Annotated in this window: 16 protein-coding genes; 8 read left to right on the top strand and 8 right to left on the bottom strand. The window is 52.2% G+C overall.

The genetic code is table 11. The features are described 5' to 3' along the window. Positions 1–12: 12 nt before the first annotated feature. From fdoH to fdhE, 3 genes are read left to right on the top strand one after another with little or no spacing between them, the layout of a single operon-like run. The gene (fdoH, locus tag ACHHZ7_RS17095) at positions 13–915 is read left to right on the top strand and encodes a formate dehydrogenase O subunit beta (RefSeq protein WP_003825273.1); all 903 of its coding nucleotides are present in this window, start codon (positions 13–15) and stop codon (positions 913–915) included. Then, entirely contained in the window at positions 912–1,547 is a 636-nt protein-coding gene (gene fdoI, locus ACHHZ7_RS17090) for a formate dehydrogenase cytochrome b556 subunit (protein ID WP_003028686.1), read from the top strand. The genes fdoH and fdoI overlap by 4 nt, the downstream gene beginning before the upstream one ends. After that, positions 1,544–2,473: a formate dehydrogenase accessory protein FdhE gene (fdhE, locus tag ACHHZ7_RS17085; protein WP_060683045.1), complete on the top strand. Its 930-nt coding sequence runs from the start codon at positions 1,544–1,546 to the stop codon at positions 2,471–2,473. Before fdoI ends, fdhE begins: the two co-directional genes overlap by 4 nt. A 43-nt stretch (positions 2,474–2,516) precedes the next feature. On the opposite strand, the gene nadS is transcribed toward fdhE, so the two are convergent. Then, positions 2,517–2,804 (bottom strand): NadS family protein, encoded by a 288-nt coding sequence (gene nadS / locus ACHHZ7_RS17080; protein ID WP_038635893.1) that lies wholly within the window; start codon positions 2,802–2,804, stop codon positions 2,517–2,519. Then, a complete protein-coding gene (locus ACHHZ7_RS17075; RefSeq protein WP_060683044.1) occupies positions 2,805–3,116 on the bottom strand; it encodes a hypothetical protein in 312 nt (103 codons plus the stop codon). 219 nt (positions 3,117–3,335) lie between these two features. On the opposite strand from ACHHZ7_RS17075, the gene ACHHZ7_RS17070 reads away from it, so the two are divergent. The 3 genes from ACHHZ7_RS17070 to ACHHZ7_RS17060 all read left to right on the top strand — a co-directional run bounded on the left by ACHHZ7_RS17070 (position 3,336) and on the right by ACHHZ7_RS17060 (position 5,104). Beyond that, positions 3,336–4,265 (top strand): alpha/beta hydrolase, encoded by a 930-nt coding sequence (locus tag ACHHZ7_RS17070; protein WP_060683043.1) that lies wholly within the window; start codon positions 3,336–3,338, stop codon positions 4,263–4,265. 84 nt (positions 4,266–4,349) lie between these two features. Next, positions 4,350–4,661: a type II toxin-antitoxin system HigB family toxin gene (locus ACHHZ7_RS17065; RefSeq protein WP_048215202.1), complete on the top strand. Its 312-nt coding sequence runs from the start codon at positions 4,350–4,352 to the stop codon at positions 4,659–4,661. Further along, complete coding sequence (locus ACHHZ7_RS17060; RefSeq protein WP_060683042.1) at positions 4,658–5,104, top strand: type II toxin-antitoxin system HigA family antitoxin; 447 nt, start codon at positions 4,658–4,660, stop codon at positions 5,102–5,104. Before ACHHZ7_RS17065 ends, ACHHZ7_RS17060 begins: the two co-directional genes overlap by 4 nt. A 17-nt stretch (positions 5,105–5,121) precedes the next feature. Here the strand turns inward: ACHHZ7_RS17060 and fabY are convergent, their stop codons facing one another. The 6 genes from fabY to ACHHZ7_RS17030 all read right to left on the bottom strand — a co-directional run bounded on the left by fabY (position 5,122) and on the right by ACHHZ7_RS17030 (position 9,847). Next, on the bottom strand, positions 5,122–6,063 hold the full coding sequence (fabY, locus tag ACHHZ7_RS17055) for a fatty acid biosynthesis protein FabY (protein WP_003825286.1): 942 nt from the start codon (positions 6,061–6,063) through the stop codon (positions 5,122–5,124). Positions 6,064–6,107: 44 nt separating this feature from the next. After that, positions 6,108–6,545, bottom strand: coding sequence for a D-aminoacyl-tRNA deacylase (gene dtd, locus ACHHZ7_RS17050; protein ID WP_003825289.1), 438 nt, complete (start codon positions 6,543–6,545; stop codon positions 6,108–6,110). After that, a complete protein-coding gene (locus ACHHZ7_RS17045; protein ID WP_008786998.1) occupies positions 6,542–7,414 on the bottom strand; it encodes a virulence factor BrkB family protein in 873 nt (290 codons plus the stop codon). The genes dtd and ACHHZ7_RS17045 overlap by 4 nt, the downstream gene beginning before the upstream one ends. After that, on the bottom strand, positions 7,408–8,007 hold the full coding sequence (gene yihX / locus ACHHZ7_RS17040; protein ID WP_060683041.1) for a glucose-1-phosphatase: 600 nt from the start codon (positions 8,005–8,007) through the stop codon (positions 7,408–7,410). Before yihX ends, ACHHZ7_RS17045 begins: the two co-directional genes overlap by 7 nt. Before the next feature lie 106 nt (positions 8,008–8,113). After that, positions 8,114–8,917, bottom strand: coding sequence for a DeoR/GlpR family DNA-binding transcription regulator (locus tag ACHHZ7_RS17035; RefSeq protein WP_060683040.1), 804 nt, complete (start codon positions 8,915–8,917; stop codon positions 8,114–8,116). Between the two features lie 33 nt (positions 8,918–8,950). Further along, positions 8,951–9,847: a sugar kinase gene (locus ACHHZ7_RS17030; protein ID WP_060683039.1), complete on the bottom strand. Its 897-nt coding sequence runs from the start codon at positions 9,845–9,847 to the stop codon at positions 8,951–8,953. Between the two features lie 166 nt (positions 9,848–10,013). Here ACHHZ7_RS17030 and yihU point away from each other — a divergent pair, with 166 nt between their 5' ends. Further along, positions 10,014–10,910: a sulfolactaldehyde 3-reductase gene (gene yihU / locus ACHHZ7_RS17025; RefSeq protein WP_060683038.1), complete on the top strand. Its 897-nt coding sequence runs from the start codon at positions 10,014–10,016 to the stop codon at positions 10,908–10,910. Positions 10,911–10,920: 10 nt separating this feature from the next. Then, positions 10,921–11,796, top strand: a complete 876-nt coding sequence (yihT, locus tag ACHHZ7_RS17020) for a sulfofructosephosphate aldolase (RefSeq protein ID WP_043018880.1) — start codon at positions 10,921–10,923, stop codon at positions 11,794–11,796. Positions 11,797–11,804: the final 8 nt, after the last annotated feature.

The following is an 11,804-nucleotide window of genomic DNA, read 5'->3' as shown; positions in this document are numbered from 1 at the left end:
CGGAGACGACCTATGGCTTATCAATCGCAAGACATCATTCGTCGTTCCGCCACTAACGGTTTCACCCCCGCGCCTCAGGCGCGGGACCATCAGGAAGAAGTGGCGAAGCTTATCGACGTCACCACCTGTATCGGCTGTAAAGCGTGTCAGGTGGCGTGTTCTGAATGGAACGACATCCGTGATGAAGTGGGCAACAACGTTGGGGTGTACGACAACCCGGCCGATTTGACCGCCAAATCCTGGACGGTGATGCGCTTCTCGGAAGTGGAACAAAACGACAAACTGGAATGGCTTATCCGCAAGGATGGCTGTATGCACTGCGCCGATCCGGGCTGCCTGAAGGCGTGTCCGGCTGAAGGCGCAATCATTCAGTATGCCAACGGTATTGTCGACTTCCAGTCTGAGCAGTGTATCGGCTGTGGCTACTGCATCGCGGGCTGCCCGTTCGACGTGCCGCGCCTCAATCCGGAAGACAACCGCGTCTACAAATGTACGCTGTGCGTTGACCGTGTTGTGGTCGGGCAAGAACCGGCCTGCGTGAAAACCTGTCCAACCGGCGCCATTCATTTCGGCACCAAAGAGTCGATGAAAACGCTGGCAGGCGAGCGCGTGGCGGAGCTGAAAACGCGTGGTTACGAAAACGCGGGTCTGTACGATCCGGCGGGTGTTGGCGGGACGCACGTGATGTACGTATTGCACCATGCTGACAAGCCAAATCTGTATCACGGCCTGCCGGAGAACCCGGAGATCAGCGCTACCGTTAAGTTCTGGAAAGGCATCTGGAAACCCCTCGCAGCCGTCGGCTTTGCAGCGACATTTGCGGCCAGCATCTTCCACTACGTCGGCGTAGGCCCGAACCGTGCGGAAGAGGAAGAAGACAATCTGCATGAAAAAGACGACGAGGTGCGCAAATGAAACGACGTGACACCATCGTGCGCTACACGGCGCCGGAACGCATCAACCACTGGATCACCGCCTTCTGCTTCATTCTGGCGGCGGTGAGCGGGATGGGCTTTCTCTTCCCGTCTTTTAACTGGCTGATGCACATCATGGGCACTCCACAACTGGCGCGAATTGTGCACCCGTTTGTCGGCGTGATCATGTTTGCCTCGTTTATCATCATGTTTTTCCGTTACTGGCACCACAATCTAATCAATCGGGATGATATCTTTTGGGCGAAGAATATTCGTAAGATTGTCGTCAACGAGGAAGTAGGTGACACGGGACGTTATAACTTCGGCCAGAAATGCGTATTCTGGGCGGCGATTATCTTCCTGGTCCTGTTGCTGGTGAGCGGAGTGGTCATCTGGCGTCCGTATTTTGCGCCTGCTTTCTCAATCCCGGTGATCCGATTCGCGTTAATGCTGCATTCATTTGCCGCAGTAGCGTTAATTGTGGTTATCATGGTGCACATTTACGCCGCCCTTTGGGTGAAAGGCACCATTACCGCGATGGTGGAAGGATGGGTTACCAGTTCATGGGCGAAGAAACATCACCCACGCTGGTACCGTGAAGTCCGCCAGAAACAGGAAAAGTCATCTGAATGAGTATTCGCATAATCCCGCAAGATGAGCTGGAGAAGAGCGAGAAACGCACGGCGGATATGATTCCGCCGTTATTATTCCCCAGACTCAAAAATTTGTATAACCGCCGCGCTGAGCGCCTGCGCGAGCTGGCCGAGAACAACCCGCTGGGCGATTATCTGCGCTTTGCCGCGCTGATTGCCCACGCGCAGGAAGTGGTGTTGTACGACCATCCGCTGCAGATGGATCTGACCGATCGCATCAAAGAAGCGAACGATCAGGGCAAACCGCCGCTGGATATCCACGTCCTGCCGCGCGACAAGCACTGGCAAAAACTGCTGCAGTCGTTAATTGCTGAGCTGAAACCAGAAATGAGCGGTCCTGCGCTTGCCGTGATCGAAAATCTGGAAAAAGCCTCAGAACAGGAACTGGAGCTGATGGCCAGCGCGCTGTTTGCCTCTGATTTCGCCTCCGTCAGCAGCGATAAAGCGCCGTTCATTTGGGCTGCCCTGTCGCTCTACTGGGCGCAGATGGCAAGCCTGATCCCCGGCAAAGCCCGTGCGGAATACGGTGAACAGCGTCAGTACTGCCCGGTGTGTGGTTCAATGCCGGTCTCCAGCATGGTGCAAATCGGTACCACTCAGGGGCTGCGTTATCTGCACTGCAACCTGTGTGAAACCGAGTGGCACGTGGTGCGCGTGAAATGCAGCAACTGCGAGCAAAGCCGTGATTTGAACTACTGGTCGCTGGATAACGAACAGGCGGCAATTAAAGCTGAAAGCTGCGGCGACTGTGGGACTTATCTGAAGATTCTCTATCAGGAAAAGGACCCTAAAGTTGAAGCCGTGGCTGACGATCTCGCTTCACTGATGCTGGACGCGCACATGGAGCAAGAGGGCTTTGCCCGCAGCTCTATCAACCCGTTCCTGTTCCCAGGTGAAGGGGAGTAAGTTTTAAGATCTTCCCCCGGCAATTGAACCAAACTGCCGGGGATTATCTTAGTGCCTGAATGACATGTTTTGGATCATTGGCAATAGCACGTAACAACGCTTTTGCTGGACCGGTCGGTGAACGACGCCCTTGCTCCCAATTTCGCAACGTATCCACGCTTACCGATATCAAATCTGCGAAACGAGTCTGTGATAATCCTGAAGACTGGCGAATTTCCTTTATTTTCATGGCGTCAATATGAAAGGTACGGGAAGGTTGTCGCGTTCCTTCAGCGATCTCATTCATCTGAACCATACTTTGAGTTAATCGCTCAAATAGTGCCTTATCCATTTACCACCTCTCATTCAACATACGCAGCAGCACTTTTTCTTGTGGAGTCAGATCATCCTTGATCCCTTTCTGATAAATCAGCAACAATCGAATTTGTGATTTTCTGATTTGATGAAAGTAAATAATCCTCACACCGCTACGTTTGCCTTTCCCTCGCGCTCTCCAGCGAACCTTTCTCAGTCCGCCCGTTTCTTGTATCAGATCGCCACAATCAGGCTGAATCGCAAGGAATATCTGTAATCTACGGTATTCATCATCATCCAGTAATTTTTTGACGTCTTCAGTGAAGATTTCCGTTTCTATGAATAGCATTTTAGTACGCCATTGGACTATATTAATAGAAATTAACTATACGTCAATGGCGTATAGTACATTTTCCTCACAATACAGAATTCAAACAGCAGAAACCAATGACGGTATTTAATCTGCGAGCAGCTTTCCAGAATCATAACCACCCCCATTTTTCCCATTTTCATTCTTAGTTATCCAGGTTATAAACCTGTATATCCATACAGATAAGAAGATGTGAAAATGGCACTGGAAAGCGGGATTGCACAGCTGGTTGAAGCATTTATCGCGGCGGGACGCCCTTCTTCGCGCGAGCAGAATATTGATGACCGGAGAGCAGGCTACATCGCCAGCACGGTCCTGGCCGGAGACACTGAAACCCGCGTACAGGTTGAAGATATTGAACTCGATGCCATGATGTTTCGCGTAGTTTCGCCGCGGGGCTGCACGGGAAATCTCCCCTGCGTTATCTATTATCACGGCGGCTGCTTTGTCAGCGGCAGATTTACCACTCATGATAACCAGCTAAGGCAACTCGCCTGGTACAGCGGCTGTCGGGTCATTGCGGTGCAGTATCGCCTCGCACCAGAGCACATCTTCCCGACAGCACATAACGATGCTGAATCGGGGGCCAATATTATCTGGAAGTATGCCAAGAAACTGGGAGTAGACCGGGACAACATTACGCTGGCTGGCGACAGCGCTGGCGGGCATCTGGCGCTGGTCACCGCACTACGCCTGAAAGCTACCAGGCAATGGCAACCTGCGCAGCTTATGCTGATCTACCCGATGCTGGATGCAACCGCCAGCTTTGCGAGCTATGACCATAATGGACAGGATTACATTATCACCCGCGACACACTGCTGTCGGGCTACGAGATGTATATGCCGCAAACCGATCCATTGCATCCCGAAGTCAGCCCGCTCTGGCGCGAAGACTTCAACGGTTTACCGCCCACGCACATCATTACAGCTGAATTCGACCCACTGCGAGATGAAGGTGAGGCCCTGTATCAACAGTTCCAGGAGCAGGGCGTGGATTGCACCTGCCAACGCTATCTCGGTGTTATCCACGGATTTTTCCAGCTAGCAGGGGTGAGTCAAGCGGCACGAAGCGCAATGCGGGATGTTGCCTGGCGCGCCATAAATTCTACAGCAATAAGACATGCTTAATTAATATAGTGTTTTCATCTTGTAAACTTAATTGCGTTGCGTTATTTTGTTTTCAGGTTGAAAACCTTGTAATGGAACTACACCTTGCATGTTATCAGCCGAAAACCTTTTAACGAGGCAATGCTCATGTATCCAAATCATCAGCTTGCTCTCGCTGATTTACTGAATGTTTTGGAGAAAAAAACATTCATTCAGCCTGAAGAGATGAAGCAGTATATTCCTTCACTGGATAATTTTAAGTACAGAGATAAATGGTGGGTGATTGATGTTTCTGGTAACAGCCTAAGACTCATCTCCTACATAGATTTCAGGTCACATAAGATATTTGTCAAACATATCGTTTCCCATGCCGAATATGACAAACTGACAGCATATTATCGGGGTAATAAAGAATGAGAACGCATCGTCATATGGATACAGCCAGCGCAAAAAAGATTGTTGATACCTTCAGCGATGCGGTAAAAACCATCCCACTGTTGGGGGAAGACCGAAATGACACTGAGTATCGCAGGGCACTTGCGCTAGTGGAGTATCTGGTCGACCACGACGATCTTGAAAACCCACTATTTGAATTGCTCTGTGCCCGAATCAGTAAATATGAAAAACATGCGCCGGAATTCAAAGCACTCAACCAACACCTGGAGAAAACACCCTCTGGCGTTTCAGTATTGCGTACGCTCATGGACCAATACAGTCTCAAAGCATCAGACCTTGCCAACGAACTCGGTTCAAAATCGAACGTCAGCAACATCTTAAATGGTCGCAGAGCACTGACTGTAAGCCATATTAAAGCGCTTGCAGAACGCTTTAATCTTCCGGCAGACGCATTCATCGAGTAGAGAAGATACCCTCTGACTTACTCTTCCTCGTTCCCGCCTTCTTCATACGCGCCAAACGGTTTTGCGGGTAGCACAATGTAGGTGCCTTCAAACACCACGCCCGGCGTGTCGTCGCCAAATACCCCGACCTGCATCTGAACGCGCGCCTTACGACCTCTTGCCAGACGATCCAGGTCTCCGCTCAGCGAGCCCAGATCGGCGATGGCTGTAGGTTTCCCGGTGATCGGCCTGCTGTACCGTATATGCGCGTCAGCAAGGATTATCGTCCCGCCGAGATGACGCTCGCGTAGCATCAGCCAGATTAGCCCCCAGCCCGTTAGCGTCGCCAGTGAAAACAGGCTCCCGGCAAACAGCGTATGGTGCGGGTTCTGATTGCCCGTCTCGGGCATCGTGGTGATAAATTTCTGCCCGGTATACTGCTGAATGCGCACACCCATTTTCTCACTCAATGGAATATGTTCGTACCAGGCTTGCTGTAGCTGTCCGCACCAGTCCCCGCGATGGAGAATGTCGTCCAGCGTCGCGATGGGTTTAATCATCAAAAAGTGACGCACCGGCGTGGTTTGCGGCGTGGTGATTTCTCCTTGGCTCACAAACCCCAGCTTGGCGAAAAATTCGACCGCATCTTCACGGGCGCTACAGGTTACGCGCTTTACCCCTTCCTGACGCGCCACAGACTCCAGGGTCATCGCCATCAGCGTGCCCAACCCTTTCTCCTGCACGGAGGGGTCAACGGCCATAAAGCGTATGGAGGCTTCGTTATCCGCATTGATGTACAGACGTCCTACTGCGACCAGATTCCCCTCTTCGTCCACCACCATCTGGTGATGCGCCATCGCATCCCAGGCATCCCGTTCGGAGCCTTTAGGCTGGTGCAACGGTTTACGCAGCATCTCCCAGCGAAACTGGTAGTAACGCTCCAATTCTTCTTCTGTTTGCGGTACTCGAAGGTGATACATCGTCGTATTCTCTCTTGTTGTCCGCGGCCACACCGGTAGCTGGTTCATACTTGTAACCAGAACGTCACGGGGCCATCATTAACCAGTGAAACCTGCATATCCGCAGCGAATCGACCGGTTTGCGTATTCATTTCCTGTTGGCGGCAACGCTCAACAAAGTACTCATACAGCGCCTCTGCACGATCGGGCGCAGCCCCTTTTGAAAACCCCGGGCGCATGCCGCGTTCGGTATCTGCCGCCAGCGTGAACTGTGAAACCACCAGCACGCTGCCCCCTGACTGCTGCACGTTAAGGTTCATTTTGCCTTCGGCATCGCTAAAGATTCGATAGCCGAGTACGCGCTCGCACAGGCGGTTCGCTTTCTGTTCGTCATCATCCCTTTCGACACCTAACAGGACCAAAAGTCCTGGGCCAATTTCACCCGTCACCTCGCCCTCCACGGTGACGCTGGCACGGGTTACGCGCTGAATTAATGCAATCATGGTTGCTCTGCTTCTTCTTGTTCTGCGGCTTGTTTAAGTTTGCGGTATTCCCCGAGAGTGACAGTTATTTCCGCGCCTAGCAAGACGATACACCAGGTCCAGTATACCCAGACGAATAAAATGGGGATCACCGCCAGGACACCGTAAATGAGCTGATAAGACGGGAACATCGTGATATAGAGCGCAAATCCTTTCTTTCCGGTTTCGAACAACACTGCGGCCACAAAGGCGCCAATAACCGCATCACGGTTAGGTACACGCGTAGTCGGTACGATGCTGTAAAGCAGCCAGAACGAGAGCCAGGAAAGCACCAGCGGGAAAATACGCAGGACGTTATCGATCACCGTGTTGAGATCGCTGGCCCAGCGCAATGACAACAGATAAGAGCTGATCGCCAGACTGGCCCCCGCCAGCAGTGGCCCCAGCGTTAAAATCATCCAGTAAACGGCGAAAGAGTAAACTTTAGGCCGAGTACGCTTGCTGCGCCAGATAGTATTCAGCGCGTTATCAATGGAATACATCAGTAATAGCGCTGTCACAATCAGCCCGCACGCCCCAACGGCGGTCATTTTGTTCGAGTTGGCAACGAACTGTTCGATATAACGCTGAATGACATCTCCCGTCGCCGGGATAAAGTTTGCGAAAATGAAATGACGTAGCTGGACGCTGACGTCAGAAAACATCGGAAATGCAGCGAAAAGCGCAAAAACTACGGCAATAAGCGGCACTAATGAGAGTAATGAGACATAGGCAAGATTCCCTGCCAGCGTCGTCATGTTGTCCTCATCAATCCGCTGCCATAGTAGCTTCAGCCAGGCCCGAACAGGACGCGTATGGTGCCTGGCTTGTTGCTGAACATTTTTTAGCATAGCAACTTCGCGAAATAGTCCGGAATGGTCGTTTTATCGACAACCTGGATGCTGGTAATCCCTAACCGATTAGCCCCTTCAATATTATCGGCATTGTCGTCGAAAAATACCGCCTCATGCGCAGAAAAACCTTCAGACTGCAGGACATGCTGGTAAATCCGCGCTTCCGGTTTACGCATGCCCAGATCCTGGGAAAGGTAAATATGGTCAGAAGCCTGACGGATTTCGGGGTATTCGTCCGGCCAAAACGTCGTGTGCAGACGGTTAGTATTCGACAAGACGACCACCCGATGCCCCTGCTCACGCAGCTTTTGCATGATGTCGATGACTTCAGGACGCAAGGCAACAAAAACGGCCTGCCAGCCGTGGGAGAACTGCTCATAGCTTAGCGGTAGCGCCATGTCATGACATAGCGCTTCGGCAAAGGCTTCATCCGTTATTTCACCTCGCTCGTGCTGGTGAAAAGCCTCTCCCATGGTGAAACTTTGCTTTAACGAAGCCAGCGGTACACGGCTCAGATCGCTCCAAGTACCTAACACGCGATTGAAGTCGATATCGACAATCACATTCCCCAAATCAAAGATATAGAGCATGCCCTTCTCCTTATTCGCCGTGGATGAATAACTGTAGCGGGAAAGGAGAAGTTTGACTATGCGAGAGTGATGGCTACGAACTTATCGAGCCATCATTGGGGGAGAATTACACTGCCAGAGCATCATCCTGTGAAGGACTCACTTGCACAATTTCCACCTGCTGTGACTGAAGTAAATTATGCAGTGCCGGGCCTGGATATTCATCGGTAAATAGCGCGGTCACCTGAGACACGTTACCAATTTCTACCGCGGCAGAAGCCGTGTATTTCGTATGATCCGCAGCTAACAGAATATGCCTTGAATGGGCCATCATCGTCTTCACTACGCTGGCCTCGTTGACATCAAACTCCAGCAGCGCACCATCATTTTCGATCGCGCCAATGCTGGTAACCAGGTAGTCGGCCCGAAAATCAGCGACAAATGCCGAGGCAGAAGGGCCAATGATGCCACTGTTATGCGGGCGTAACGTTCCCCCCGGTACCATGACTTCAAAACGCGGGTTGTTATACAGAATGTGCGCCACACGCAGGCTATTGGTGATAATGCGCAAATGATTATGGTTTAACAGCGCGCGTGCCACCTGCTCAACGGTGGTGCCAATGGTAATAAACACCGTTGACCCATCGGGAATGTAATCAGCCACCGCTTCCGCGATGGCTTTTTTCTCTTCCGTCCAGGAGACTTCACGCTGCTCAAACGCCGTATTCACCACGCTGGAAGCTCTGCCCGCGCCACCATGATGACGCGTAATTAATCCCTGCTCGCTGAGTTTACGAATATCACGACGCACGGTTTGCGTGGACACGTCCAGCAGGCTGGCCAGCTCGTCGATATTCATATAACCGCGCTCGCTAATCAGCATAAGCAGTTGATCGTGTCGCGGGTTACCGGTCAGTTCGGTAAGACTCATGAAATTTCCTCGAAAAACCATTGCCCTGGCATTTTATACAAAAAGTGACAGAAAAGATCGGGTTTGATCACAGTCAGGGATTCCGGCCCTTCCTCCCGGGCGAGTGCATTTTAACGCAGCAACCCCACTGGCAAACCTGACGGCCTCTTCTGGAGCATCGCCGCCGGCCAGGCTGAATGCGAGCGCACCGTGGAAAACATCTCCAGCTCCCGTAGTATCCACAACATCGACTTTAAATCCAGATTGATGCTGCAACGTATTATTTTTTATCCAGTCACAGCCTTCACTTCCCCGCGTTACGTAAACATGTCCATTTGTGAGCGTTTGTGCTTGTTTCAGTCCAGCGACAGAATCGTTTATCCCGGTTAAACGCGCCAGTCCAGGTTCAGAGAATGCAGCATGATCGCTTAGCGCCACCAGCTCGCTGATATCTTGTGGCGTTACGTCGCCATCCAGTACCGTCATCACTCCCGCCTGACGCGCCAGCGCGAACGCCTGCCTGGCCCCTTCGTGCCAGCGAACATCCGCCAACACCACATCCCACTGGGAAAAATCGATCTCATTGAGCCAATCAGCATCCGGCAATAAATCCGGGCTGGGATAGTTAACGATAATCCGTTCCCCTTGCACATCAACCATAATTGCCGATTGCGAAGACTTTGCCCCCGCGTAGCGCCGGGTGTAGCGGGTGTTTACCCCCAGGGATTCCAGCTCCGCCAGCAGGCTATTTCCGGTGTCGTCATCGCCCACACGGCCAATAAAGTCCACCTGCGCGCCCAGCCTCGCTGCAGCCACTGCGGCCGTTGCAGCAGGCCCGCCGCCCACTTCCGTATAACGCTTAGCCACATACTTACCTCCTTCGGTCGGTAAACCTTCCACGTAATAGATGCGATCCATCACGGCAATACCTACACAAGCAATACGAATCATGGTCATTCCTTAGGCATTTCAAGATGGGATCATTTTAATTTCACAAAATGTTTAAAAAGTGACGGCTGTCAATTTTTTGACCATAAATTACAAATACGATCAAAAACAGACAAAAACAAACGACCTTAAATGACAAAAAATGACATCCACGTCTCAGGAGAACGTTATGGCAGTTATAGCATTTATCGGATTAGGTCAGATGGGTTCACCCATGGCGAGCAACTTGCTGAAGCAGGGTCATCAACTCAGCGTCTTTGACGTTAACCCGGATGCTGTTCAGCGCCTGGTGGAAAAAGGAGCACAGCCTGCCAGCAACCCGGCTCAGGCAGCAAAAGGGGCCGAATTTGTCATCACCATGCTGCCAAACGGCGATCTGGTGCGTAGCGTACTGTTCGGAGAGCAAGGTATCTGTGAAAGCCTCTCCCCACAGGAATTAGTGATTGATATGTCGACCATTCATCCACTGCAAACCGACAAGCTTATCGCTGATATGCGTGCCAAAGGTTTCGACATGATGGATTGCCCGGTTGGACGCACCTCCGATCACGCTATCGCGGGAACACTGTTGCTGCTGGCAGGCGGAACGGCACAGCAGGTAGAACGCGCCGCACCGGTTCTGATGGCGATGGGTAATGAATTGATCAATGCAGGGGGTCCCGGCATGGGGATCCGCGTGAAACTCATCAACAACTACATGAGTATCGCACTGAACGCTCTTTCTGCCGAAGCAGCCGTGTTGTGCGAGGCACTTGGCCTCTCCTTTGATGTGGCCTTGCAAGTTATGAGCGGCACCCCCGCCGGGAAAGGCCACTTCACCACCTCCTGGCCAAACAAAGTGCTGAAAGGCGATCTTTCCCCGGCCTTTATGATCGATTTAGCTCACAAGGATCTTGGCATCGCCCTGGACGTTGCCAACCAACTGCATGTGCCGATGCCGCTCGGCGCCGCCTCCCGCGAAGTCTATAACCAGGCACGCGCCGCTGGCCGTGGCCGGGAAGACTGGACGGCAATTCTCGAACAGGTTCGCGCATCCGCCGGGCTAAATAAACACACAGATAAGTAAGGACTGAACAATGACGAAGTACACCCTGAAAGATATCACCCGAGCTTCTGGCGGTTTTGCCATGCTGGCGGTCGATCAGCGCGAAGCCATGCGCTTAATGTTTGCCGCAGCGGGTGCAAAATCCCCGGTCAATGACAGCGTGCTGACCGATTTCAAAGTCAATGCGGCGAAGATCCTGTCCCCCTATGCCTCCGCCATTCTGGTCGATCAGCAGTTCTGCTACCGCCAGGTTGTAGAGCAAAACGCTGTCGCCAAAAGCTGCGCCATGATTGTGGCCGCTGATGAGTTCATTCCGGGTAACGGTATTCCGGTCGATAGCGTGGTGATTGATAAAAAAATCAACCCGCAGGCCGTGAAGCAAGATGGTGCTAAGGCTCTCAAACTGCTGGTGCTATGGCGTAGCGATGAAGATGCCCAACAGCGTCTGGACATGGTGAAAGAATTCAATGAGTTATGCCATTCCAATGGCTTACTGAGCATCATCGAGCCGGTTGTTCGTCCGCCGCGTCGTGGCGATAAGTTCGATCGCGAACAGGCCATTATCGATGCCGCAAAAGAGCTGGGTGATAGCGGTGCCGATCTCTACAAGGTCGAAATGCCGCTGTACGGCAAAGGTACCCAACAAGAACTGCTTAGCGCCTCTCAACGCCTGAATGAGAACATCAACATGCCGTGGGTCATTCTCTCCTCTGGTGTGGATGAAAAACTGTTCCCGCGCGCAGTCAGCGTAGCAATGACCGCAGGCGCATCTGGCTTCCTGGCCGGACGTGCGGTCTGGTCATCGGTTGTTGGCCTGCCAGATACCGAACTGATGCTGCGCGATGTTTCCGCGCCTAAATTACAACGCCTGGGCGATATCGTCGACGAAATGATGGCCCGGCGCTAAGAGGATCT

It is taken from the genome of Citrobacter freundii complex sp. 2024EL-00216 (assembly GCF_043945515.1).
Taxonomy (GTDB): Bacteria; Pseudomonadota; Gammaproteobacteria; order Enterobacterales; family Enterobacteriaceae; genus Citrobacter; species Citrobacter portucalensis.
The sequence above is the reverse complement of the archived record's forward strand: the minus strand, read 5'-3'. Positions and strand labels throughout refer to the sequence as shown.